Origin of the sequence: Neobacillus niacini, assembly GCF_030817595.1 — a bacterium.
GTDB lineage: Bacteria > Bacillota > Bacilli > Bacillales > Cytobacillaceae > Neobacillus > Neobacillus niacini_G.
The window spans coordinates 4,206,279-4,231,970 of the sequence record NZ_JAUSZN010000001.1 but is presented as its reverse complement, the minus strand read 5'-3'; the positions used below and the strand labels follow the sequence as shown (position 1 = coordinate 4,231,970).

Genomic DNA, 25,692 nt, shown 5'->3' with positions numbered 1-25,692 from the left:
AATGTTTCGTATTGGACAAGGCTTTGATGTACACCAATTAACCGAGGGCAGGCCACTTATCATAGGCGGCATTACCATTCCCTATGAAAAAGGACTGCTAGGTCATTCAGATGCAGATGTATTATTACATACCGTCTCGGATGCGTGTCTTGGGGCGATTGGTGAAGGGGATATCGGCAGGCACTTTCCGGATACAGATCCAAACTTTAAGGACGCAGATTCTGCTATGCTAATGGAGCATGTATGGCAGCTTGTAAAAGATAGAGGATATGAACTGGTTAATGCAGATTGTACGATTATTGCCCAAAAGCCTAAAATGGCACCTTATATACAGTCGATGAAAGAGAGAATTGCAGAATTACTAGATGCCTCTCCTGAACAAATCAATGTAAAGGCAACAACAACAGAGAAGTTAGGCTTTACAGGGCGCGGTGAAGGAATTGCCTCACAAGCTGTCGTTTTGTTAAAAAAGGTTAACATATAGTCTTTATTGCTGAAATCTACAATGGTAAAATAAATCAGATATAATTTTTAATTTTAGAAAATTGTCTAGCTGCAGCGCCTAGGGGCTCGGGGTCATAAGCCAATCCGTCAAGAAGGCTAAAGAACAACCTTCTCGCCGGCTCGTCTTATGCCTGTCGCCCCTGTGCAAGGCGCTTCCGCTTTTCTAATAGGAGGCATAATGATGTCAAATGAAGTTCGTGTAAGGTATGCTCCAAGTCCAACTGGACATTTACATATTGGAAATGCCCGTACTGCATTATTTAATTATTTATTTGCCCGCAATCAAGGTGGTAAATTTATTATCCGTATTGAGGATACAGATAAGAAGCGGAATATTGCCGGCGGAGAAGAAAGCCAATTAAAATACCTTAAGTGGCTAGGTATGGATTGGGACGAAAGTGTTGATGTCGGAGGTGAATATGGACCTTACCGTCAGTCTGAAAGAAATGATATTTATCAAACCTATTACAATCAATTACTAGAAAATGGTCATGCTTATAAATGCTACTGTACCGAGGCAGAAATTGAAGCAGAGCGAGAAGAGCAGATGGAGAGAGGAGAAACTCCTCATTATTCAGGGAAGTGCCGCCATTTAACAACTGAAGAACGTGCAAAGTTAGCAAGCGAAGGACGCGAGCCAAGCATTAGAATCGTTGTGCCGGAAGGGAAAACCTACACTTTTGATGACATGGTAAAGGGAACTGTATCCTTTGAATCTGAAGGGATGGGTGATTGGGTTATCATCAAGAAGGATGGAACACCAACTTATAATTTTGCGGTAACCGTCGATGATTATCTAATGAAAATTTCGCATGTACTTCGCGGCGATGATCACATATCCAATACTCCAAAGCAGCTAATGGTTTATGAAGCATTAGGCTGGGAGCCGCCGATCTTTGGTCACATGACCCTAATCGTGAACGAGAGTAGAAAGAAATTAAGCAAACGGGATGAATCAATTATACAATTTATCGAACAATATGAAGAATTAGGCTATCTGCCAGAGGCTTTGTTTAACTTCATTACGTTACTAGGCTGGTCTCCAGCTGGTGAAGAGGAACTTTACTCTAAAGATGAATTTATTGATATATTTGATGCGAATCGCTTATCGAAGTCACCGGCTTTATTTGATACCAATAAACTTACATGGATGAACAACCAATATATGAAAAAGGTTGAGGTTGACCGAGTTATAGAGGTATCCATGCCGCATTTAGTTAAAGCTGGACGTTTAGGTGAAAACTTGTCTGAAGAAGAGCAACAATGGGTGAGAAGTTTAGTTTCGCTTTTACAAGAAAAAATGAGCTATGGTGCAGAGATCGTCGAACTTTCCGAAATGTTCTTTAAAGAAGAAGCTGAATATGAAGAAGACGCTAAGGAAGTATTATCAGGGGAGACCGTTCCTCAAGTACTTAAGGTATTCTCTGAGGAGCTTGACAAGATGGAAAACTTTAAAGCGGACGAAATTAAGACGGCAATGAAGGCCGTTCAAAAATCCACCGGCCAAAAGGGGAAGAATCTGTTTATGCCAATTCGTGCAGCTGTTTCAGGTCAAACCCATGGACCAGATTTACCTCAAACGATTGAGCTTTTAGGAAAAGAGAAAGTTTTAAATAGAATTCAAAAAATTATTGGTTAACATCGGCACCAAAATGTAATATAGTAAAAGAAATAAACTTTATATATGAAAAAGTGTAGATGAGGAAAAGTAAAATATGATGCTTTAAAGAGAAGACCATCACCGGCTGAAAGTGGTCTAAGCCTCTCATGTTTGAAAATGCACCTCTGAGTCCTGTTTTGAAAAGATGAAAATCTGAGTAGATATGGGCGGAACCTATCCGTTAACAGGTAGAGTGAGACCAGCGTAAGCATTGTATTCAGCTTATCGGTCTAATCAGAGTGGAACCACGCCGAACGCGTCTCTGTCGTAATGACAGGGGCGTTTTTTGTTTTATTAGAAAAATGGGGATTATTTTACACATGACGCTTCATTACATTTAAGGGGGAAATGAATAAATGTTCAAAAGGATGAGGGAGGATATTGCGGTTGTTTTTGAACAAGATCCTGCAGCAAGGAGTTACCTAGAAGTGATTTTAACCTATTCAGGTTTACATGCAATCTGGGCCCACCGCATTGCACATGCATTCTTCAAGAGAAAGTTTTATTTTCTTGCACGGGTCATTTCTCAAATAAGTCGCTTTTTCACAGGTATTGAAATCCATCCAGGTGCAAAAATAGGCAGGAGATTATTTATTGACCACGGTATGGGGGTTGTCATAGGGGAAACTTGTGAAATTGGTGATAATGTAACGGTGTTTCAGGGAGTGACACTTGGGGGAACGGGGAAAGAGAAAGGAAAACGTCATCCCACCATTAAGGATAATGCGTTAATAGCAACAGGTGCTAAGGTGCTTGGTTCTATAACCATTGGCGAAAATTCTAAGATTGGTGCAGGATCCGTCGTATTAAAAGAAGTACCACCTAATTCAACAGTAGTTGGAGTTCCAGGACGTGTTGTGATTCAAGATGGTAAACGAATCGGCAAGGATTTAGACCATTGTGATCTTCCTGATCCTATTGCGGATCGGATTAAAGATTTACAAGCTGAACTAACTGAATTGAAACAAGAGTTAATTGAATTGAAGAAAGAAAGGAATAAAGTGAATGACCATACAACTGTATAATACGCTAACCCGTAAAAAAGAAGAATTTGTCCCGCTCGAAGAAGGAAAAGTAAAAATGTATGTTTGTGGTCCGACTGTCTATAATTATATTCATATCGGTAATGCTCGTCCGGCAATCGTTTTTGATACCGTTCGCCGTTATTTTGAATACCGTGGCTATGACATACAATATGTATCGAACTTTACAGATGTAGACGATAAATTAATCCGTGCTGCTAATCAGCTTGGAGAGGATGTTCCAACCATAGCAAATCGTTTCATCGAAGCTTACTTTGAAGATGTATCTGCATTAGGCTGCAAAAAAGCGGATATCCATCCACGTGTCATGGAAAATATGGATATTATTATTGACTTTATTGATCAACTGGTCAAAAAGGGTTACGCCTATGAATCTGAAGGAGATGTTTATTTCCGAACAAGGAAGTTTGACGATTATGGAAAGCTCTCACATCAATCAATCGATGACCTTCAAGTTGGGGCTCGAATTGAAGTGGGTGAGAAGAAACAAGATGATATGGACTTTGCCTTATGGAAAGCGGCAAAAGAAGGAGAAATCTTTTGGGAAAGTCCTTGGGGTATTGGACGCCCTGGCTGGCATATCGAGTGCTCGGCAATGGCAAAGAAATACCTAGGGGAAACAATCGATATTCATGCTGGCGGACAAGATTTAACGTTCCCGCACCATGAAAATGAAATAGCCCAATCGGAGGCACTTACTGGAAAAACCTTTGCCCGTTACTGGATGCACAATGGGTATATTAATATCGATAATGAAAAAATGTCTAAATCGCTTGGAAACTTTGTTCTAGTACATGACATTATAAAGGCGCATAATCCGCAAGTTTTGCGATTTTTTATGCTATCCGTTCATTATCGAAATCCGATTAATTACAGTGAAGAGTTATTAGAAAGCACAAAGGCAGCTTATGAGCGATTAACAACCTCTTATCAGAATCTACAGCATCGCAAGGAATCAAGTACAAATTTAACAAATAATAATCAAGAATGGCTAGAGAAGATAGAGGCATTACAGGATGAGTTTATAAAAGCAATGGACGATGATTTCAATACAGCAAAAGCGATTTCCGTCTTATTTGATTTATCGAAGCTGGCTAATTACTACCTATTAGAAAAAAATACATCCGTAGAAGTGATTGATAAATTCACCCAACAATTTAACGAGTTATTCAATGTCCTAGGTCTGACGTTTGAAGCGACAGAATTGTTAGATGAAGAAATAGATGCGTTAATTGAAAAAAGAATTCAGGCACGAAAAGAACGTAATTTCCAGCTTTCTGATCAAATAAGGGATCAATTAAAGGAAATGAATATTATTTTAGAAGATACACCGCAAGGTACGAGATGGAAAAGAGGCTAATGCATGCTTGATTATCAAGAAAAAGTAAATGCCAATCAGTTGAATAGTCTTGCCTTGGCTTATATGGGTGACGCTGTCTATGAGACATACGTCAGACGTCACCTCCTGCAAAGCGGGAAGGTAAAGCCTAATCATCTACACCGCGAGGGAACAACATATGTTTCCGCAAAGGCACAATGCCACGTACTATTTCGAATGATGGATGAAAACCTCCTGTCAGAGGAGGAAATGGCGGTAGTCAAGCGTGGGCGAAACGCCAAATCAGGGACTGTACCTAAAAACACAGATGTTCAAACGTATCATTATAGCACTGCATTTGAAGCTTTAATGGGTTTTTTATACCTAACAGAGAATACAGAACGATTAGAAGAACTTATCGTAAAGTCATTTGAGTTTGTTGAGGAAAGAAAGGAGGAACAAGTGAATGAACGAAAATAAGGATTATATCATTGGGAAAAATCCTGTCATGGAGGCACTAAGGTCAGAAAGGGATATTAATAAGATTTTGATTGCAGAGTCCTCACAGCGTGGTCAAATGCAACCGTTAATTCAATTAGCAAAAGAGGCCAACGTGATTGTTCAATTTGTACCAAAGAAAAAAATTGACCAGATATCTGATGAAAATCATCAAGGAGTCCTTGCTTATGTAGCAGCATATCAATATGCAGAAATGGACGATTTATTTGCAGCTGCAGAAAAGAAAAACGAATCTCCATTCTTTTTGTTATTAGATGAAATTGAGGATCCTCATAATCTAGGTTCCATCATGAGAACTGCAGACGCAGTAGGAGCACATGGAATTATTATTCCAAAAAGAAGAGCGGTTGGCTTAACCGCAACAGTGGCAAAGGCTTCAACTGGTGCAATTGAGCATATCCCAGTTGTACGTGTCACTAATATGGCACGAACGATAGATGAATTAAAGGAACGGGGTATTTGGATAGCCGGTACCGACGCGAGTGCTAAGCAAGATTATCGCCAATTTGATGGCACGCTGCCACTTGGTCTTGTGATTGGAAGCGAAGGAAAAGGGATGGGTCGTCTGGTTAGAGATAAATGTGACTTCCTCATCAACCTGCCGATGGCTGGAAAGGTAACATCATTAAATGCGTCTGTTGCAGCAGCATTATTAATGTATGAGGTATACCGCAGGCGGCATCCTCTAGAGGGATAAAAATGGATATCTTGCTTGTCGATGGATATAACATAATCGGGGCATGGCCGGAGCTAAGGGAATTAAAGGAACATGATTTACCCGCGGCTAGGGACCGCTTAGTAGAAAGGATGGCAGAATACCAAGCTTTTTCAGGCTATCGCGTCATTGTTGTATTTGACGCCTACTATGTCCAAGGAACTGAGAAGAAATATAAGAATCATAAAGTAGAGGTTATTTTTACTAAAGAAAACGAGACAGCTGATGAGCGAATTGAAAAGTTGGCGATTTCTTTAAACAACCGGAGGACGCAAATACATGTGGCTACTTCCGATTATACAGAGCAATGGGCTATATTTGGACAAGGCGCACTAAGAAAATCTGCACGGGAATTGCTCATAGAGATGTCCTCGGTAGAAAAAGGAATCGAAAAAAAGGTAAAAAAAATTCAAGAAAAAAGACCAGTCTCAAAAATACCGATTAGCAGCGAAGTGGCAGAAATTTTTGAAAAATGGCGCAGAGGTCAAAAGTAAGCGTTGACGTTCAAAAGTTACGGGCAGTATAATAATACTATCTATGCTTGTTCGGTGGAGGGGGATCTTAATTGGGTACAGACTTCGGGGAAAAAAGCAACGAACTATTTTTTTCAATGGAAGACGAGGGAATTGTTGATCTAGTGCACCAAGGTAATAGTGAGGCACTTGATTATTTAATTCACAAATATCGTAATTTTGTACGTGCAAAGGCAAGATCCTACTTCCTAATCGGAGCAGATAAGGAAGATATAGTCCAAGAGGGAATGATTGGGCTGTATAAGGCAATTCGTGATTTTCGTGAGGACAAACTCACATCTTTTAAAGCGTTTGCAGAGCTGTGCATCACCAGACAAATCATTACCGCTATCAAAACAGCAACAAGGCAAAAGCATATACCGCTAAATTCCTATGTATCATTGGACAAGCCTATATACGATGAAGAGTCGGACCGCACCCTTATGGACGTCCTATCCGGTGCGAAGGTTCTTGATCCGGAAGAATTGATTATTAACCAAGAAGAATTTGATCACATCGAAGTAAAGATGACTGAATTATTAAGCGATCTAGAACGAAAGGTTTTGGCACTATACCTCGATGGACAATCGTACCAAGAAATATCTGAAGAGCTTAACCGTCATGTAAAATCTATTGATAATGCCCTACAGCGCGTGAAAAGGAAATTAGAGCGTTATTTAGAAATTAGGGAATTTAGTCTTTAATTTTGAAGACAATGACAATTATATGAATCCGCTACCACATGTTGTTGACAATAATTAGGACGCATGTTACATTTTTAAAGATATATTAGATGGATGATGAAGGTGTTTTTTGATGAGTAAAAAGATTATTCTGGCATGTGCTGAATGTGGTTCGCGTAATTACTCCACCCATGCAAATCCGTTGCAATCAGAACGATTGGAATTAAAAAAGTATTGCAAAACATGCGCCTCCCATACAATCCACAAAGAAACAAAATAAGTTTAGTCTATACTAGCAATGTTATTCCGATAGTTGGAGGGTTATAGATATGCAACGCTTAAAGAATTTCTTCAGTGATATTTTCCGTGAAATGAGAAAAGTTAGTTGGCCAAAACGTAAAGAACTAACACGCTATACTATTACGGTTTTCTCAACAGTTGCTTTCTTCGCATTGTTTTTTGGTGTCCTAGATTTAGGCATTTCAAAATTGATTCGTCTTATTCTTGAATAATAAAAGGTATTTCATGGTATAATGGTAACTAATACAGGAAATTTTATGTAAAGCCCGTTTAACGGGTTTTTTCATTTGTCTAGAAAAGTTATTTTACAGCAAATGTTGATATTGGCACGCTGTTGATTTGCGCGGAGGGCACGAAGACTCCTGCAGGAGTACGGAGCAGGTGAGACCCCACAGGCGCTCGCGCCGAGGAGGCTCCCCGCAACGCCTTAAGGTGCGCGAAGTGCCCGGAGTGCAAATCAACAGCATTACTATAAAGTACGGGGAGGGATGGACGTTTAGTCCTCTTGAATGGAAAAGAATTGGTATGTATTACATACTTACTCAGGTTATGAGAATAAAGTAAAAGCAAATTTAGAAAAACGTGTTGAATCAATGGGTATGACAGATAAGATATTTAGAGTTGTTGTTCCTGAAGAAGAAGAAACTGAAATAAAAAATGGGAAAACGAAGGTAGTTAAACGAAAAGTATTCCCTGGTTATGTACTTGTTGAAATCGTAATGACAGATGATTCATGGTACGTAGTGCGGAATACACCAGGAGTTACTGGGTTCGTAGGCTCTGCTGGTGCAGGATCTAAACCTACTCCACTTCTTCCTGAAGAAGTGGTTGGAATCCTAAAACGCATGGGTGTTGATGAAAAACGCATCGATGTTAATTATGAAATTGGTGAAACCGTTCGGGTTAAAGAAGGTCCATTTACAAACTTTACAGGAACAGTTGAAGAAATGGATAAAGACAAGTCCAAACTTAAAGTTCTTGTTAATATGTTTGGTCGTGACACCCCGGTAGAACTAGAATTCACACAGATTGAAAAGCTGTAAAATAAAGAAAATTAATTGGAAATTGAAAAAAACTTGAAATCATATTCAAAAAGTGGTAATATTTCATAGGTCAGTATGTCTCTCGATGAGACAAGACTTTTGCTAAGCTCTTTATCTTTATATAAAGACAGATACCTGAGTGGGAGGGTAAAAAAACCCTATTACCACATCACGGACTTTAAGGAGGTGTGTCTCGTGGCTAAAAAAGTAATTAAAGTTGTTAAATTACAAATCCCTGCTGGGAAAGCGAATCCTGCACCACCAGTTGGACCTGCATTAGGTCAAGCCGGTGTTAACATCATGGGATTCTGTAAAGAATTTAACGCTCGTACAGCAGATCAAGCTGGATTAATCATTCCTGTTGAAATCACGGTATTTGAAGACCGTTCATTTACATTTATTACGAAAACTCCTCCTGCTGCAGTTCTTTTAAAAGTAGCAGCTGGAATCCAGTCTGGTTCAGGCCAGCCTAACCGTAATAAGGTAGCAACAGTTAAGCGTAATACAGTACGCGAGATTGCGGAACAGAAAATGCCTGACCTAAACGCAGCAAGCGTTGAAGCAGCAATGCGCATGGTTGAAGGTACTGCACGCAGCATGGGTATCGTTATCGAAGACTAATCCATGTAAACTGTTTTTTGTAATGAAGGGGGTTGCGTTACTTACGCAACCTTTATTCGTGGCAAGCTGCGGCGCCTAGCCCCTCGGGATCATAAGCCAATCCGTCCAGAAGGTTAAAAAACAACCTTCCGGCCGGCTCGTCTTATGCCTGTCGGGGCTGGACAAGGCGCCTCCGCTTTATTAAGTGGGAGTTATTAAAAAAACGCTAAAACCACAAATTAGGAGGAAATAAAAATGGCTAAAAAAGGTAAGAAGTATTTAGAAGCTGCTAAGCTTGTTGATAACACAAAAGCTTACCCAGTTGCTGAAGCAATCGAACTTGCAAAGCAAACAAACTTCGCTAAATTTGATGCAACTCTTGAAGTAGCATTCCGTTTAGGTGTAGACCCTAAGAAAGCTGATCAGCAAATTCGTGGTGCAGTAGTACTTCCGAATGGAACTGGTAAGACTCAACGCGTATTAGTATTCGCTAAGGGTGAAAAAGTGAAAGAAGCAGAAGCTGCTGGTGCAGATTATGTTGGCGATGCAGAATACATCAACAAAATCCAACAAGGTTGGTTTGAATTCGATGTAATCGTAGCAACTCCTGACATGATGGGTGAAGTGGGTAAACTTGGTCGTACATTAGGACCAAAAGGTTTAATGCCAAACCCTAAAACTGGAACAGTTACATTTGATGTAACTCGTGCGATCAACGAAATCAAAGCAGGTAAAGTTGAGTACCGTGTTGATAAAGCTGGAAATATCCACGTTCCAATCGGTAAATCATCTTTTGAAAACGAAAAACTTGTTGAGAACTTCAAAACTGTATTCGAAACAATGTTAAAAGTTAAGCCTGCAGCTGCAAAGGGAACATACATGAAGAACGTAACTGTTACTTCAACAATGGGACCTGGCGTGAAGGTTGATCCTTCATCAGTTACAGTTAAGTAATTTTTTACCAATTGACAATTATAGATACATTTTATATAATCTATTTTGTTGTTTAAATAAAACATTTGTACTGAAGACAGCAGGTGCGTTTACGCTTAATTTCCTGCCGAGGTAATGCGATAGAATTGGCTGAAATCTTCGGCTATTGTATGCACCTCCATGTCTGGCTTTTGATGTGGAGGTTTTACTTTGCCTGGTATAAATGTAGAGAATCTACAGGAGGTGTAAAGATGAGCAGCGTAATCGAACAAAAGGTTCAAATCGTTGATGAAATTACAGCTAAGTTAAAAGCTAGTGTTTCAACAATCGTAGTTGACTACCGTGGGCTAACTGTTGCTGAAGTAACTGAACTTCGTAAGCAACTTCGTGAAGCTGGTATCGACTTTAAAGTTTACAAAAACTCTATGGCTCGTCGTGCAGCTGATGCAGCTGAACTTTCAGAGTTAAACGCAGCATTAACTGGTCCGAACGCTATTGCGTTCAGTACAGAAGATGTAGTAGCACCTGCGAAAATTCTTAACGACTTTGCGAAAAAGCATGATGCACTTGAAATTAAAGCTGGTGTAATCGAAGGCAATGTAGCAACAGTTGAAGAGGTTAAAGCACTTGCAGAACTTCCGTCACGCGAAGGCTTGCTTTCTATGCTACTCAGCGTACTACAAGCTCCAATCCGCAACCTTGCTCTTGCTACAAAAGCAGTTGCAGAACAAAAAGAAGAACAAGGCGCGTAAGTTAAAACTTATCGCTTAACAAATAACGGAATGAAAACTAAGGAGGAAAATTAAAATGACTAAAGAACAAATCATTGAAGCAGTTAAATCTATGACTGTTTTAGAACTTAACGATCTAGTAAAAGCAATCGAAGAAGAATTCGGCGTAACTGCTGCTGCTCCTGTAGCAATGGTTGGTGGAGCTGGTGCTGCTGCTGTTGAAGAGCAAACTGAATTTGATGTAATCCTTGCTAGCGCTGGAGATCAAAAAATCAAGGTTATCAAAGTTGTTCGTGAAATCACAGGTCTTGGTCTTAAAGAAGCAAAAGATCTTGTTGACAACACTCCAAAAGCTGTTAAAGAAGGCGTATCTAAAGAAGAAGCTGAAGAACTTAAAGCTAAACTTGCTGAAGTTGGAGCTAACGTTGAAGTTAAGTAATAAACTGATAAAAAAGCTCGCTGTATAAGCGGGCTTTTTTTCGCTATCTTAATAGCGGAAGCGCCTTGGTGCTTCCGCTAGATATTAGATTTTTTCCTCGGGTAACCTCATTAATAAACACTCCTCAGGAGGTGAGCTTATTGTCTGAACATTACTATTCTCGCACCCAAAAGGTCGAAAGTGACCCGATATTTTGGGACTTTACCTTAAGGAATCAGTTATTTCGCTTTAAAACGGATAACGGAGTATTTTCTAAGAAGGAAGTAGATTTTGGCTCCCGCTTATTAATAGATGTTTTTAAATTACCAAGTGTAGAAGGACCTGTTCTTGATGTTGGCTGTGGTTATGGTCCTATTGGACTTTCGCTTGCCAAAAGTTATCCGGACCGTCATGTACATATGATTGATGTTAATGAACGTGCCATTGAGCTGGCAAAGGCGAATGCTGTGCAAAATTCGGTACATAATGTCGATATTTATGAAAGTGATACTTTGATAAATGTTAAGGAATTTAAATTTGCAGCTATTTTAACTAACCCTCCAATCAGAGCGGGTAAAAAGACAGTACACGATATTTTTGAGCAAAGTTATGAGCATTTAGTTCCTCAAGGTGAGCTTTGGATTGTAATCCAAAAGAAGCAAGGGGCACCATCTGCTATTGAAAAATTAAAAGATTTATTTACCACAGTTGAAACTATTGACAAGTCTAAAGGTTATTTTATTATTAAGGCTGTAAAATAGTTGACTTGAAATTGTCAAGTGTGTTAGCATTATAAAATGCCATCATAATAATTTCCGAATTATTCCTGTAAATACTTATTTTTATGGTATAAAAATGGTTTTAGACGGAAATGATGACAAAATAATAGTCAAAATGTGAAAATGTGGTTTTTAAGAAATAAAAACCCTTTTTCTTTTTTGTCTGATGGAAGGTCTCTATAGTCCTTACATAAGACCAAAATATATGTTTTATAAAAACGCTTGATTTGAGGGGTGAATCAGTTGACAGGTCAACTAGTTCAGTATGGACGACACCGCCAACGAAGAAGTTACGCACGAATCAGTGAAGTTTTAGAATTACCAAATCTTATTGAAATCCAAACCTCTTCATACCAATGGTTTCTTGATGAGGGATTGCGTGAAATGTTCCAGGATATTTCACCGATTGAAGACTTTACTGGTAACCTATCACTAGAATTTATTGATTACAGCCTTGGCGAACCTAAGTATTCTGTTGCGGAATCGAAAGAGCGGGACGTTACATATTCTGCACCATTGCGTGTTAAAGTACGTCTTGTAAACAAAGAAACAGGCGAAGTAAAAGATCAAGATGTTTTTATGGGGGATTTTCCACTTATGACTGAAACGGGTACCTTTGTCATTAATGGTGCCGAACGTGTTATCGTTTCTCAGTTAGTACGTTCACCGAGCGTATACTTTAGTGGAAAACTTGATAAAAACGGAAAAAAAGGATTTACGGCTACTGTAATTCCGAACCGCGGCGCTTGGCTGGAATATGAAACAGACGCCAAAGATGTCGTATATGTCAGGATAGATCGTACTCGGAAACTGCCCGTTACGGTTCTTTTGCGTGCACTTGGCTTCGGCTCTGATCAAGAAATCATTGAATTGATTGGAGACAATGAGTACATCCGAAATACTCTTGAAAAGGACAACACTGAGGGAGTAGAAAAAGCGCTTCTCGAAATTTATGAGCGTCTGCGTCCAGGTGAACCTCCAACTGTAGATAATGCAAAGAGCTTATTGGTATCAAGATTTTTTGATCCAAAAAGATATGATTTAGCAAATGTTGGTCGTTACAAGATTAACAAAAAGCTTCATATTAAAAATCGTTTATTTAACCAGCGTTTGGCTGAATCTCTTGTTGATCCTGAGACAGGTGAAATTATTGCAGAAAAAGGTACGGTTCTAGATCGTAGAAACCTTGATCGGATTATTCCTGCTCTCGAAAAGGATGTTAACTTCAAGGGCTTTAATCCTGTTGGCGGTGTAGTTGAGGAAGAAATCATTCTTCAAGGAATTAAAATCTATGCACCAAATGACGATGGTGAAAAGGTAATTAATGTTTTAGGCAATGCCTATGTAGCAGAGCCAATTAAAAATATTACACCTGCTGATATCATTGCTTCAATCAGTTATTTCTTTAACTTATTGCATGGTGTGGGCGACACAGACGATATTGACCACTTAGGTAACAGACGTTTACGTTCTGTTGGTGAATTGCTGCAAAATCAATTCCGTATTGGTTTGTCTCGTATGGAACGTGTGGTTCGTGAAAGAATGTCGATTCAAGATACTGCTACCATCACACCACAGCAGTTAATCAATATTCGTCCAGTCATTGCGTCAATAAAAGAGTTCTTCGGAAGCTCCCAGTTATCGCAATTCATGGATCAAACGAATCCGCTTGCGGAATTAACTCATAAGCGTCGTTTATCTGCATTAGGACCTGGTGGATTAACACGTGAACGAGCAGGATTTGAAGTACGTGACGTTCACTATTCCCACTATGGCCGTATGTGTCCGATTGAAACGCCAGAGGGACCAAACATTGGTTTAATTAACTCACTTTCATCATTTGCAAAGGTAAATCGTTTTGGTTTCATTGAAACTCCATATCGACGAATTGATCCTGATACTGGAAAGGTTACAGGCCGAATCGATTATTTAACTGCCGATGAAGAGGATAACTATGTTGTAGCACAGGCAAATTCTCGTCTTAGTGACGACGGTACCTTCATCGATGAAGATGTTGTTGCTCGTTTCCGTGGTGAAAACACAGTTGTAAAACGTGACCGAATCGACTATATGGATGTATCTCCTAAACAGGTAGTTTCTGCGGCGACAGCTTGTATTCCGTTCTTAGAAAATGATGACTCTAACCGTGCATTGATGGGAGCGAACATGCAGCGTCAAGCCGTGCCGCTCTTGCAGCCGGAAGCACCAAGAGTTGGAACAGGAATGGAATATGTTTCTGGTAAAGACTCCGGAGCAGCCGTTATCTGTAAACATGAAGGAATCGTTGAGCATGTTGAGGCACGTGAGGTTTGGGTGCGTCGTATTAATACTGTCGATGGTCAAGAAGTTAAAGGTGACCTTGATAAATATAAAATGTTGAAATTCATCCGTTCTAACCAAGGAACTTGTTATAACCAACGTCCAATTGTTGCAGTGGGTAACCATGTAACAAAAGGTGAAATTCTTGCTGATGGTCCTTCAATGGAACTAGGTGAACTAGCTTTAGGGCGTAACGTTTTAGTCGGCTTTGTTAACTGGGATGGTTATAACTATGAAGATGCGATCATCATGAGCGAACGTCTTGTAAAAGATGATGTTTATACTTCTATTCATATTGAAGAATATGAATCAGAGTCTCGTGATACAAAGCTTGGACCAGAAGAAATTACACGTGATATTCCAAATGTAGGTGAAGATGCTCTTCGCAATTTGGATGAACGCGGAATTATCCGTACTGGTGCAGAAGTAAAAGACGGTGACTTGCTAGTGGGTAAAGTAACACCAAAAGGAGTTACGGAACTAACTGCAGAAGAAAGATTACTACACGCTATCTTTGGTGAAAAAGCACGAGAAGTTCGAGATACTTCACTAAGAGTTCCGCATGGCGGAGGCGGTATTGTTCTTGATGTTAAGGTCTTTAATCGTGAAGACGGCGATGAATTGCCACCAGGAGTGAATCAGCTAGTTCGCGTTTATATTGTTCAGAAGCGTAAGATTCATGAAGGAGATAAAATGGCTGGTCGTCATGGTAATAAAGGGGTTATATCCCGAATATTGCCAGAAGAAGATATGCCATATTTACCGGATGGTACACCAATTGATATTATGTTAAATCCTTTAGGGGTTCCTTCACGTATGAACATCGGGCAGGTACTTGAGCTTCACTTAGGTATGGCTGCTAGAGCACTTGGAATTCATGTTGCTTCACCAGTATTTGATGGTGCGCGTGAGGAAGATGTTTGGGGAACAATTGAAGAAGCAGGTATGGCTAATGATGCAAAAACTGTATTATATGATGGTCGTACTGGTGAACCGTTTGATAATCGTGTGTCTGTTGGCGTTATGTATATGATTAAACTTGCACACATGGTTGATGATAAATTACATGCACGTTCGACTGGACCTTACTCACTTGTAACCCAGCAGCCACTTGGCGGTAAAGCGCAATTTGGCGGTCAGCGTTTTGGTGAGATGGAGGTTTGGGCGCTTGAAGCATACGGTGCTGCATACACACTTCAAGAAATTCTGACTGTTAAATCAGATGACGTTGTTGGTCGTGTGAAAACGTATGAAGCGATTGTAAAAGGCGAAAATGTCCCTGAACCAGGTGTTCCTGAATCATTCAAAGTATTAATAAAAGAACTTCAGAGTCTTGGTATGGATGTAAAAATCCTTTCAGGTGATGAAAAAGAAATTGAAATGCGCGATACGGAAGATGAAGATGACTTACAACAAGTCGATACATTAAACATTGTTCCGGAAACAGCAGCATTTGAATCTGAAAAGGTCGGTTCAAAGGAATAAGACTTAGCTGAAGCACATAAGTGTGCTTCAGCTAATGATTGTCTAGATAGAAAGGGAGGTAGGCCCCTTGCTGGATGTTAATAATTTTGAGTATATGAAGATTGGTCTGGCATCACCAGATAAAATTCGTTCTTGGTCGTTTGGAGAAGTAAAGAAGCCAGAAACCATTAACTATCGTACATTGAAGCCTGAAAAGGATGGTTTATTCTGTGAAAGAATTTTTGGTCCAACAAAGGACTGGGAATGTCATTGCGGTAAATATAAACGTGTCCGTTACAAAGGTGTTGTATGTGACCGATGTGGTGTTGAAGTAACACGTGCAAAGGTTCGTCGTGAACGTATGGGGCATATTGAGCTAGCAGCTCCTGTTTCTCATATTTGGTATTTTAAAGGTATCCCTAGCCGGATGGGACTAGTTTTAGATATGTCTCCTAGGGCATTAGAAGAAATTATTTACTTTGCTTCATATGTTGTAACGGAATCAGGTGATACAGCTCTTGATAAGAAACAACTTTTATCAGAAAAAGAATATCGTGCATACCGCGAAAAGTACGGTAATAAATTCCAAGCTGCAATGGGTGCTGAAGCGATTAAAAAGCTTCTTTCTGATATCGATTTAAATAAAGAGGTTGACGCATTAAAAGAAGAGTTAAAATCAGCTCAAGGCCAGCGTCGTACTCGTGCGATTAAGCGACTTGAAGTGTTGGAAGCATTCCGTAACTCTGGAAATGAGCCATCATGGATGATTCTTGATGTTCTTCCTGTCATCCCTCCAGAACTTCGTCCGATGGTACAGTTGGATGGTGGAAGATTTGCAACATCTGATTTAAACGATCTATACCGACGAGTAATCAACCGGAATAATCGTCTAAAGCGTTTGTTGGATCTTGGTGCACCGAGTATTATTGTTCAAAACGAAAAGCGTATGCTTCAAGAAGCGGTAGACGCGCTAATTGATAACGGTCGTCGCGGCCGTCCAGTAACTGGTCCAGGTAACCGTCCGTTAAAGTCACTTTCTCATATGTTAAAAGGAAAGCAAGGTCGTTTCCGTCAAAACTTACTCGGAAAACGTGTTGACTATTCTGGTCGTTCTGTTATTGTAGTTGGTCCAAACTTAAAAATGTACCAATGTGGTCTTCCAAAGGAAATGGCTCTTGAGTTATTTAAGCCATTCGTTATGAAGGAATTAGTAGAAAAAGGGTTAGCCCATAATATCAAATCTGCAAAACGTAAGATTGAAAGAGTATCTCCTGAAGTATGGGATGTGCTTGAAGATGTTATTCGTGAGCATCCTGTTTTACTAAACCGTGCCCCTACACTTCACAGATTAGGGATTCAGGCATTTGAACCTACACTTGTAGAAGGAAGAGCAATTCGCCTTCACCCGCTCGTATGTACTGCATACAACGCGGACTTCGATGGTGACCAAATGGCTGTTCACGTTCCGCTTTCGTCTGAAGCGCAAGCAGAAGCTAGACTATTAATGCTTGCAGCCCAAAATATCTTGAACCCTAAAGATGGTAAGCCAGTTGTTACACCTTCTCAGGATATGGTACTAGGTAACTACTACTTAACTCTTGAAAGAGAAGGCGCAGTCGGAGAGGGTATGATTTTTAAAGATACTAACGAGGCATTAATTGCTTACCAAAATGGCTATGTTCATCTGCACACTCGTGTTGCTGTCCATGCTGGTTCATTAGGAAATGAAACGTTGACAGAAGAACAAAATAATAAGTTACTGATTACTACGGTAGGAAAACTTATTTTTAATGAAATTCTTCCGAAATCTTTCCCGTATATCAACGAACCAACAAGACAGAATTTAGAAGTTGAAACACCAGCAATTTATTTTGTTGAAAAGGGTGAAGATGTTCAAGCTCGAATAAAGGAAATGCCATTAGTAGATCCATTCAAGAAGAAAATCCTTGGTAATATCATTGCCGAAGTATTTAAGCGATTCAAAATTACTGAAACGTCTAAAATGCTAGACCGGATGAAGGACTTAGGATTTAGATATTCTACAAAAGCAGGTATTACTGTCGGTGTTGCCGATATCGTGGTATTACCTGAAAAGCAAGAAATCCTTCACGAAGCTCAAAGCAAAGTTGATAACGTTATGAAGCAGTTCCGTCGTGGTTTGATTACGGAAGACGAACGTTATGATCGCGTTATTGCTATATGGAGTGCTGCGAAGGATACCATTCAAGGAAAACTGATGAAATCCTTGAATAAAACGAATCCAATTTTCATGATGAGTGACTCCGGTGCCCGTGGTAACGCATCAAACTTTACACAACTTGCTGGTATGCGTGGATTGATGGCCAACCCGGCTGGACGTATCATTGAATTACCAATCAAGTCAAGTTTCCGTGAAGGTCTGACAGTATTAGAGTACTTCATTTCTACACACGGTGCTCGTAAAGGTCTTGCCGATACTGCACTAAAAACAGCTGACTCAGGTTACCTAACACGTCGTCTTGTTGACGTTGCACAGGATGTAATTGTCCGTGAAGATGATTGTGGAACTGACCGTGGTTTGTTAATCCGTTCATTAAAAGATGGTACAGAGGTTATCGAAGGCTTGGACGAACGTTTAATCGGCCGTTATGCTCGTAACCCAATAAGACATCCAGAAACGAAAGAAGTACTTGTTCCTGAAAATGGACTTATCACTGAAGATCTAGCTGAAACAATCGTTGGTGCTGGAATCGAAGAAGTAAAAATCCGCTCTGCCTTTACATGTAATACACGTCATGGTGTATGTAAGAAGTGTTATGGCCGTAACTTGGCTACAGGTCAAGAAGTTGAAGTTGGAGAAGCAGTTGGTATTATTGCGGCCCAGTCAATTGGAGAACCTGGTACACAGTTAACAATGCGTACATTCCATACAGGCGGGGTAGCAGGAGACGATATCACTCAAGGTTTACCGCGTATTCAAGAAATCTTTGAAGCTCGTAACCCTAAAGGTCAAGCAGTTATTTCTGAAATTGATGGTGTGGTTGTTGGCATTAATGAAGGACGTGATCGTCAGCATGAGATTATTGTTCAAGGTGAGATCGAATCACGTACTTATAATGCTCCGTATACAGCACGCTTGAAAGTAGCCGTTAATGATAGAGTTGAACGTGGTCAGGAATTAACAGAAGGCTCTATTGACCCTAAAGAGTTAATCAAGGTAAAAGACGTTAATGCTGTTCAAGAATACCTGTTACGCGAAGTTCAAAAGGTTTACCGTATGCAGGGTGTTGAAATTGGTGATAAACACGTCGAGGTAATGGTTCGTCAAATGATGCGTAAGGTTCGTGTAAGTGATGCAGGTGAAACAGATGTACTTCCTGGTACACTTTTAGATATCCACCAATTCACAGATGCAAACGAAAAAGCATTGTTAGCCGGAAAATTACCAGCAACAGGACGTCCAGTATTGCTTGGAATTACAAAAGCATCACTTGAAACAGATTCATTCCTGTCTGCTGCATCCTTCCAAGAAACAACGAGAGTTCTTACTGATGCTGCAATCAAAGGCAAGCGTGATGAATTACTCGGCTTAAAAGAAAATGTTATCATCGGTAAGTTGGTTCCGGCTGGAACAGGTATGCAGCGCTATCGCAAAGCAGAACCTGTTTTAAGGGATACAACCTCCGAAGAAACAGTTGCAATTGATTAAATCAATAAAGCGGTACTTGCCTTTTTTGCAGGTACCGCATTTTATGGAAATTCTTTGTAGAAAAAATAATTTGTAGTTTTGTTGACATCTATTTTTTAAGATGTTATTATATCAAAGGTGCTCCTATTCACCTGATACTTTGGAGGATATGATAAGTGTCTTATGAAAAAGTATTACAGGCAACTAAGATTGTTATAGGAACTAAACAAGCAGTTAAAGTACTAAAGGATGGAACAGTAAGTGAGTTGATCATTGCAAGTGATGCTGGTACGAACGTAACAGCAGCTGCAGTGAAACTAGCTCAAGATTTGAACATCCCAATTATCTATGTTGACTCGATGAAAAAACTCGGGAAAGCATGTGGAATAGAAGTTGGTGCTTCAACTGTAGCAATTATCCGTTAAAAACTGTTTTTGTAGATAGAAGATCTGCAAAAACTTTGTTTTTGCACAAAAATGAACCACCTGGATGTGTGGGCTTACAAATAATGAAGGGAGGAAAAGTAACATGCCTACTATTAACCAATTAGTGCGCAAGCCTCGTCAATCTAAAGAGGAAAAGTCAAAATCACCTGCGCTTAACAAAGGTTACAACAGCTTCAAAAAATCACAAACAAATGTAACTTCACCACAAAAACGCGGAGTATGTACTCGTGTTGGTACAATGACTCCAAAGAAACCGAACTCAGCGTTACGTAAATATGCTCGTGTACGTTTGACAAACGGTATTGAGGTGACTGCATACATTCCTGGTATCGGCCACAACCTTCAAGAGCACAGTGTTGTTCTTATTCGTGGAGGACGTGTAAAGGACTTACCGGGGGTACGTTATCACATCGTACGTGGTGCTCTTGATACGGCTGGTGTTAACAACCGTATGCAAGGTCGTTCTAAATATGGTACTAAGAGACCAAAAGCAGCTAAGAAATAAAACAGTTTAAATAGAAAAGCCTGTTTGAAAGGAGGAAATTAAATGCCACGTAAAGGTCCTGTAGCAAAAAGAGACGTGTTACCAGATCCACTTTACAATTCTAAATTAGTTACTCGTCTAATCAACAAAATGATGGTTGACGGTAAAAGAGGTAAATCACAAGAAATTCTTTATTCTGCATTTGAAACAATCCGTGAACGCTCTGGCAAAGAGCCAATGGAAGTTTTTGAAGCAGCAATGAAGAATATCATGCCAGTACTTGAGGTAAGAGCACGCCGAGTAGGTGGAGCAAACTACCAAGTACCAGTTGAGGTACGTCCTGACCGCCGTACAACTCTTGGTCTTCGCTGGTTAGTAAACTATGCGCGTCTTCGCGGTGAAAAGACAATGGAAGAACGTTTAGCAAACGAAATTATGGATGCAGCTAACAATGCTGGTGCATCTGTTAAGAAGCGTGAAGATACTCATAAAATGGCAGAAGCAAACAAAGCGTTTGCTCACTATCGTTGGTAGAATTACCTTTATTATAAAAACTTTCACACTAGAAAGGAGAAAGACCCATGGCAAGAGAGTTCTCCTTAGCAAACACTCGTAATATCGGTATCATGGCACACATTGATGCCGGTAAAACGACGACCACTGAGCGTGTCCTTTATTACACTGGTAAGATTCATAAGATCGGTGAAACACATGAAGGTGCTTCTCAGATGGACTGGATGGAGCAAGAACAAGAACGCGGAATCACTATTACATCTGCAGCAACAACTGCACAATGGAAAGGTCACCGCGTAAACATCATCGATACACCAGGACACGTAGACTTCACAGTTGAAGTTGAGCGTTCCCTGCGTGTACTTGATGGAGCAGTAGCTGTACTTGATGCACAGTCTGGTGTTGAACCTCAAACTGAAACAGTTTGGCGTCAAGCAACAACTTACGGTGTACCACGTGTAGTATTCGTAAACAAAATGGACAAAATCGGTGCAGACTTCTTGTATTCTGTAAGAACAATACATGACCGCTTGCAAGCGAATGCCCATCCAATTCAGTTACCTATCGGTGCTGAAGATGAATTCTCAGCAATCATTGACCTTGTGGAAATGAATGCAGTATTCTACAGTAATGACTTAGGTACTGATATTGAAGTACGTGAGATTCCTGAAGAACACCGCGAACTTGCTGAAGAGTGGCATGAAAAGTTAGTTGAAGCAGTAGCAGAATTAGATGAAGAATTAATGGAAAAATACCTTGGTGGTGAAGAAATCACTAAAGAAGAGCTAAAAGCTGGTATTCGTAAAGGTACTGTTAATGTAGAATTCTATCCTGTTATTTGTGGATCTGCTTTCAAAAATAAAGGTGTTCAGCTAATGTTAGACGCAGTTATCGATTACCTTCCATCACCATTAGATGTACCTGCAATCAAAGGACACGCTGTTGATGATGAAGATGAAGCTGTTGAACGTCATTCAAGTGACGAAGAGCCATTCTCTGCTCTTGCATTTAAAGTTATGACTGACCCTTATGTTGGTAAGTTAACGTTCTTCCGCGTTTACTCTGGTACTTTAGAGTCTGGTTCATATGTTCAAAACTCTACTAAAGGCAAGCGTGAACGTATCGGACGTATCCTTCAAATGCACGCAAATAGCCGTCAAGAAATCTCTAAGGTTTTCGCTGGTGACATTGCTGCTGCTGTAGGTTTGAAAGATACTACTACTGGTGATACTCTATGTGATGACAAAAACCCTGTTATCCTTGAGTCTATGCAATTCCCAGAGCCAGTAATCCAACTTTCTGTTGAACCTAAGTCTAAAGCTGACCAAGATAAAATGACTACTGCCCTACAAAAACTTCAAGAAGAAGATCCTACATTCCGTGCGCACACTGACCAGGAAACTGGACAAGTTATCATCGCTGGTATGGGTGAACTTCACCTTGATATTATTGTAGACCGTATGCGTCGTGAATTTAAGGTTGAAGCTAACGTAGGTGCTCCACAGGTTGCTTACCGTGAAACTTTCCGTGGTTCTGCACAGGTTGAAGGTAAGTTTGCTCGTCAATCTGGTGGACGTGGACAATATGGACACGTTTGGATCGAGTTCTCACCTAATGAAGAAGGTAAAGGATTCGAATTTGAAAATGGTATCGTCGGTGGTGTTGTTCCTCGTGAATACATCCCTGCTGTACAAGCTGGTTTAGAAGATGCGTTAGATCGCGGTGTTCTAGCTGGTTATCCACTAGTTGATATTAAAGCAAGATTATTTGATGGATCATACCATGATGTTGACTCCTCTGAAATGGCGTTTAAGATTGCTGCATCAATGGCTCTTAAAAATGCTGCTTCAAAGTGTAAGCCTGTTATCCTAGAGCCTATGATGAGGGTTGAAGTTGTAATCCCTGAAGAGTACCTAGGTGATATTATGGGTCAAATCACTGCACGTCGTGGACGCGTTGAAGGTATGGAAGCGCGTGGTAACGCACAAGTAGTACGTTCACAGGTTCCACTTTCAGAGATGTTTGGTTATGCAACAGCACTTCGTTCAAGCACACAAGGTCGTGGAGTATTCTCTATGCACTTTGATCACTATGAAGAAGTACCAAAATCTGTTTCTGAAGAAATTATCAAAAAAAATAAAGGTGAATAATTGATTTTCACCTTTTAATAAAGTATAACTACTTATGTAACAATGGAAACTGTGAAATTAGGACAACCTATTTACAGTTTCCATATAATATACTTAACTTTTTTAAATTAAAGGAGGATTTTCCTAATGGGTAAAGCTAAATTCGACCGCTCTAAGCCACACGTTAACATTGGTACAATTGGTCACGTTGACCATGGTAAAACAACTTTAACTGCTGCAATCACTTCTGTTCTTGCTAAAACTGGTAAAGCAGAAGCTCGTGCATATGATCAAATCGATGGTGCTCCAGAAGAAAGAGAGCGTGGAATCACAATCTCTACTGCGCACGTTGAGTATGAAACTGACAACCGTCACTATGCACACGTAGACTGCCCAGGACACGCTGACTATGTTAAAAACATGATCACTGGTGCTGCTCAAATGGACGGCGGTATCCTAGTTGTATCTGCAACTGATGGTCCAATGCCACAAACTCGTGAGCACATTCTTCTTTCTCGTCAGGTAGGCGTACCTTACCTTGTTGTATTCATGAACAAGTGTGATATGGTTGATGACGAAGAACTACTTGAATTAGTAGAAATGGAAATCCGTGATCTATTATCTGAATACGATTTCCCTGGCGATGACACTCCAGTTATCAAAGGTTCTGCTCTTAAAGCGTTAGAAGGTGACGCTGCTTGGGAAGAAAAAATTTATGAACTTATGAACGCTGTTGATGAGTGGATTCCACAACCAACTCGTGACACTGACAAGCCTTTCATGATGCCAGTTGAGGATGTTTTCTCAATCACTGGTCGTGGAACTGTTGCTACTGGACGTGTTGAGCGTGGTGTAGTTAAAGTTGGTGACGTTGTTGAAATCGTAGGTTTCACTGAAGAGCCAAAATCTACTACTGTAACTGGTGTAGAAATGTTCCGTAAGCTTCTTGATTTCGCTGAAGCTGGAGACAATATTGGTGCATTACTTCGTGGTGTAGCACGTGAAGAAATCGAGCGTGGCCAAGTTTTGGCTAAGCCGAAATCAATCACTCCACACACAAAGTTCAAAGCACAAGTTTACGTTTTATCAAAAGAAGAAGGTGGACGTCATACTCCATTCTTCACTAACTACCGTCCACAATTCTATTTCCGTACTTCTGATATTACTGGTATCTGTAATCTTCCAGAAGGCGTAGAAATGGTTATGCCTGGTGACCACATCGAAATGACTGTTGAGCTTATCGCTCCAGTTGCGATCGAAGAAGGTACAAAGTTCTCTATCCGTGAAGGCGGACGTACTGTTGGTTCAGGTTCAATCACAACTATCACTGAATAATTTTATTATCAGTTATATAGGAAGCAGCTGGATGACGATCCAGCTGCTTTTTCTATTTGGGATATTTCATTTTTGCTGATTAGTACAACTGTTTTAAAAGTCGATGAAAGACAAATCCGCAGAATATGCAGTGGGATTAGTCCTTCATAGGGGTGATGAAAGACAAATCGGAAGAATTTCCATTGAGGTTAGTCCTTCATAAGGATCTCAATACTATGAGCAACCTCTGTCAATATACATGCATTTATTCTAAATCTTGTTTCTTCTATATATAAGAACAGTTAATATTCAAACAATAAACCGTTATTATAGGTTATTTCTGGAGAATGATAATAACTCTTGAAAATGTATAAACAGGTCGCTATAATAATAAAAGTGTGCTAAACGTAACCAAAAAGAAAATATAAAAAAATGTTGCGTTTGCCTAATCTTTTATGTATAATAGACAATGTTGGTCTTTGACTGCGATGATGTGAAAGGTTGCTGACACACCCGGCCGCTTTGCCATGGCGAGTGTGTGGGAAATTTTCACTGAGAATGTCTATTTTTAAAATAGGCGAATAAAGGAGGGAAAATAATGGCAAAACAAAAGATTCGTATCCGTTTAAAAGCTTATGATCACAGAATCCTTGATCAGTCTGCAGAAAAAATCGTTGAAACAGCAAAGCGTTCAGGTGCAGCCGTTTCTGGTCCGATTCCACTACCGACTGAAAAATCAATCTACACGATTCTTCGTGCGGTGCATAAGTACAAAGATTCTCGTGAACAGTTCGAAATGAGAACACATAAGCGTCTAATCGACATCGTTAACCCAACTCCACAAACTGTTGATGCGTTAATGCGTTTAGACTTACCATCTGGTGTTGATATCGAAATTAAACTTTAGTAAAAATAAATAACCAAAACTGTAGGAGGTGTGACTTAAATGACCAAAGGAATCTTAGGAAGAAAGATTGGTATGACTCAAGTATTTGCAGAAAACGGCAACTTAATTCCAGTTACTGTAGTAGAAGCTGCTCAAAACGTAGTTCTTCAAAAGAAATCAGTTGAAAGCGACGGTTATGAAGCTGTTCAAGTAGGTTTTGAAGATAAGCGTGAAAAGTTAGCTAACAAGCCAGAAAAAGGACATGTTGCTAAAGCAAACACTAATCCTAAGCGCTTCGTTCGCGAATTCCGCGGAGTGGACGTAACAGGATATGAAGTTGGTCAAGAAGTCAAAGTTGATATTTTCGCTGCAGGCGATGTAGTAGATGTAACAGGAATCTCAAAGGGTAAAGGTTTCCAAGGCGTAATCAAACGTCACGGACAATCACGCGGCCCAATGGCTCACGGTTCACGTTATCACCGTCGTCCAGGTTCAATGGGACCTGTTGCTCCAAACCGCGTATTCAAAGGTAAATTATTACCAGGACGTATGGGTGGAGAACAAATTACTGTTCAAAATCTTGAAATTGTTAAGGTAGATGTTGAGCGTAACTTACTATTAATCAAAGGTAACGTTCCAGGACCTAAAAAAGCTTTATTAAAGATTAAAAGTGCGGTAAAAGCGTAATATCTTCATAAGAAAGGAGGAGCAA

At 40.0% G+C, this 25,692-nt stretch carries 25 protein-coding genes and 1 other annotated feature; all 25 genes read left to right on the top strand.

Features of this window, described 5'->3' with window-relative positions:
* Window position 1 precedes the first annotated feature (1 nt).
* The 25 genes from ispF to rplC all read left to right on the top strand — a co-directional run bounded on the left by ispF (window position 2) and on the right by rplC (window position 25,667).
* Window positions 2-484, top strand: coding sequence for a 2-C-methyl-D-erythritol 2,4-cyclodiphosphate synthase (gene ispF, locus QFZ31_RS20060; protein WP_307306195.1), 483 nt, complete (start codon window positions 2-4; stop codon window positions 482-484).
* Between the two features lie 201 nt (window positions 485-685).
* On the top strand, window positions 686-2,143 hold the full coding sequence (gltX, locus tag QFZ31_RS20055) for a glutamate--tRNA ligase (RefSeq protein ID WP_307306191.1): 1,458 nt from the start codon (window positions 686-688) through the stop codon (window positions 2,141-2,143).
* Window positions 2,144-2,520: 377 nt separating this feature from the next.
* A complete protein-coding gene (cysE, locus tag QFZ31_RS20050; RefSeq protein ID WP_307306188.1) occupies window positions 2,521-3,189 on the top strand; it encodes a serine O-acetyltransferase in 669 nt (222 codons plus the stop codon).
* Window positions 3,170-4,567, top strand: coding sequence for a cysteine--tRNA ligase (cysS, locus tag QFZ31_RS20045; RefSeq protein WP_307306186.1), 1,398 nt, complete (start codon window positions 3,170-3,172; stop codon window positions 4,565-4,567). Before cysE ends, cysS begins: the two co-directional genes overlap by 20 nt.
* A 3-nt stretch (window positions 4,568-4,570) precedes the next feature.
* Window positions 4,571-5,005 (top strand): Mini-ribonuclease 3, encoded by a 435-nt coding sequence (locus QFZ31_RS20040; RefSeq protein ID WP_307306184.1) that lies wholly within the window; start codon window positions 4,571-4,573, stop codon window positions 5,003-5,005.
* Window positions 4,992-5,741 (top strand): 23S rRNA (guanosine(2251)-2'-O)-methyltransferase RlmB, encoded by a 750-nt coding sequence (rlmB, locus tag QFZ31_RS20035; RefSeq protein WP_307306182.1) that lies wholly within the window; start codon window positions 4,992-4,994, stop codon window positions 5,739-5,741. Before QFZ31_RS20040 ends, rlmB begins: the two co-directional genes overlap by 14 nt.
* A gap of 2 nt (window positions 5,742-5,743) precedes the next feature.
* The gene (locus QFZ31_RS20030) at window positions 5,744-6,253 is read left to right on the top strand and encodes an NYN domain-containing protein (protein WP_307306179.1); all 510 of its coding nucleotides are present in this window, start codon (window positions 5,744-5,746) and stop codon (window positions 6,251-6,253) included.
* A 116-nt stretch (window positions 6,254-6,369) separates the two neighbouring features.
* Window positions 6,370-6,975 (top strand): RNA polymerase sporulation sigma factor SigH, encoded by a 606-nt coding sequence (sigH, locus tag QFZ31_RS20025; protein ID WP_179292730.1) that lies wholly within the window; start codon window positions 6,370-6,372, stop codon window positions 6,973-6,975.
* Between the two features lie 112 nt (window positions 6,976-7,087).
* Complete coding sequence (rpmG, locus tag QFZ31_RS20020; protein WP_307306175.1) at window positions 7,088-7,234, top strand: 50S ribosomal protein L33; 147 nt, start codon at window positions 7,088-7,090, stop codon at window positions 7,232-7,234.
* Window positions 7,235-7,283: 49 nt separating this feature from the next.
* Window positions 7,284-7,466 carry a preprotein translocase subunit SecE gene (gene secE, locus QFZ31_RS20015; protein ID WP_306077298.1) on the top strand — a complete coding sequence of 61 codons (183 nt, stop codon included), beginning with the start codon at window positions 7,284-7,286 and terminating at the stop codon, window positions 7,464-7,466.
* Between the two features lie 297 nt (window positions 7,467-7,763).
* Complete coding sequence (gene nusG / locus QFZ31_RS20010) at window positions 7,764-8,297, top strand: transcription termination/antitermination protein NusG (RefSeq protein ID WP_307306172.1); 534 nt, start codon at window positions 7,764-7,766, stop codon at window positions 8,295-8,297.
* Window positions 8,298-8,492: 195 nt separating this feature from the next.
* Window positions 8,493-8,918, top strand: a complete 426-nt coding sequence (gene rplK, locus QFZ31_RS20005) for a 50S ribosomal protein L11 (protein ID WP_192654866.1) — start codon at window positions 8,493-8,495, stop codon at window positions 8,916-8,918.
* A gap of 234 nt (window positions 8,919-9,152) precedes the next feature.
* A complete protein-coding gene (gene rplA, locus QFZ31_RS20000; RefSeq protein WP_307306170.1) occupies window positions 9,153-9,851 on the top strand; it encodes a 50S ribosomal protein L1 in 699 nt (232 codons plus the stop codon).
* A 52-nt stretch (window positions 9,852-9,903) separates the two neighbouring features.
* Window positions 9,904-10,048 (top strand) — a sequence feature (ribosomal protein L10 leader region).
* Between the two features lie 33 nt (window positions 10,049-10,081).
* Complete coding sequence (gene rplJ / locus QFZ31_RS19995; RefSeq protein WP_307306168.1) at window positions 10,082-10,582, top strand: 50S ribosomal protein L10; 501 nt, start codon at window positions 10,082-10,084, stop codon at window positions 10,580-10,582.
* Window positions 10,583-10,637: 55 nt separating this feature from the next.
* Window positions 10,638-11,000: a 50S ribosomal protein L7/L12 gene (gene rplL / locus QFZ31_RS19990; protein WP_179603631.1), complete on the top strand. Its 363-nt coding sequence runs from the start codon at window positions 10,638-10,640 to the stop codon at window positions 10,998-11,000.
* Between the two features lie 140 nt (window positions 11,001-11,140).
* Window positions 11,141-11,740 carry a class I SAM-dependent methyltransferase gene (locus QFZ31_RS19985; RefSeq protein WP_307306167.1) on the top strand — a complete coding sequence of 200 codons (600 nt, stop codon included), beginning with the start codon at window positions 11,141-11,143 and terminating at the stop codon, window positions 11,738-11,740.
* 261 nt (window positions 11,741-12,001) lie between these two features.
* Window positions 12,002-15,562 carry a DNA-directed RNA polymerase subunit beta gene (gene rpoB / locus QFZ31_RS19980; protein WP_307306166.1) on the top strand — a complete coding sequence of 1,187 codons (3,561 nt, stop codon included), beginning with the start codon at window positions 12,002-12,004 and terminating at the stop codon, window positions 15,560-15,562.
* Window positions 15,563-15,629: 67 nt separating this feature from the next.
* Window positions 15,630-19,229: a DNA-directed RNA polymerase subunit beta' gene (rpoC, locus tag QFZ31_RS19975; RefSeq protein WP_307306164.1), complete on the top strand. Its 3,600-nt coding sequence runs from the start codon at window positions 15,630-15,632 to the stop codon at window positions 19,227-19,229.
* A gap of 155 nt (window positions 19,230-19,384) precedes the next feature.
* Window positions 19,385-19,633, top strand: a complete 249-nt coding sequence (locus QFZ31_RS19970) for a 50S ribosomal protein L7ae-like protein (protein WP_307306162.1) — start codon at window positions 19,385-19,387, stop codon at window positions 19,631-19,633.
* 103 nt (window positions 19,634-19,736) lie between these two features.
* Window positions 19,737-20,159, top strand: coding sequence for a 30S ribosomal protein S12 (rpsL, locus tag QFZ31_RS19965; RefSeq protein ID WP_034676061.1), 423 nt, complete (start codon window positions 19,737-19,739; stop codon window positions 20,157-20,159).
* Between the two features lie 42 nt (window positions 20,160-20,201).
* Complete coding sequence (rpsG, locus tag QFZ31_RS19960; protein WP_307306159.1) at window positions 20,202-20,672, top strand: 30S ribosomal protein S7; 471 nt, start codon at window positions 20,202-20,204, stop codon at window positions 20,670-20,672.
* Between the two features lie 47 nt (window positions 20,673-20,719).
* On the top strand, window positions 20,720-22,801 hold the full coding sequence (fusA, locus tag QFZ31_RS19955) for an elongation factor G (protein ID WP_307306157.1): 2,082 nt from the start codon (window positions 20,720-20,722) through the stop codon (window positions 22,799-22,801).
* A gap of 126 nt (window positions 22,802-22,927) precedes the next feature.
* Complete coding sequence (gene tuf / locus QFZ31_RS19950; protein WP_307306155.1) at window positions 22,928-24,115, top strand: elongation factor Tu; 1,188 nt, start codon at window positions 22,928-22,930, stop codon at window positions 24,113-24,115.
* Between the two features lie 577 nt (window positions 24,116-24,692).
* Window positions 24,693-25,001, top strand: a complete 309-nt coding sequence (rpsJ, locus tag QFZ31_RS19945) for a 30S ribosomal protein S10 (protein WP_034676072.1) — start codon at window positions 24,693-24,695, stop codon at window positions 24,999-25,001.
* Window positions 25,002-25,040: 39 nt separating this feature from the next.
* Window positions 25,041-25,667 carry a 50S ribosomal protein L3 gene (gene rplC / locus QFZ31_RS19940; protein WP_179161261.1) on the top strand — a complete coding sequence of 209 codons (627 nt, stop codon included), beginning with the start codon at window positions 25,041-25,043 and terminating at the stop codon, window positions 25,665-25,667.
* The last annotated feature ends 25 nt before the right edge of the window (window positions 25,668-25,692 follow it).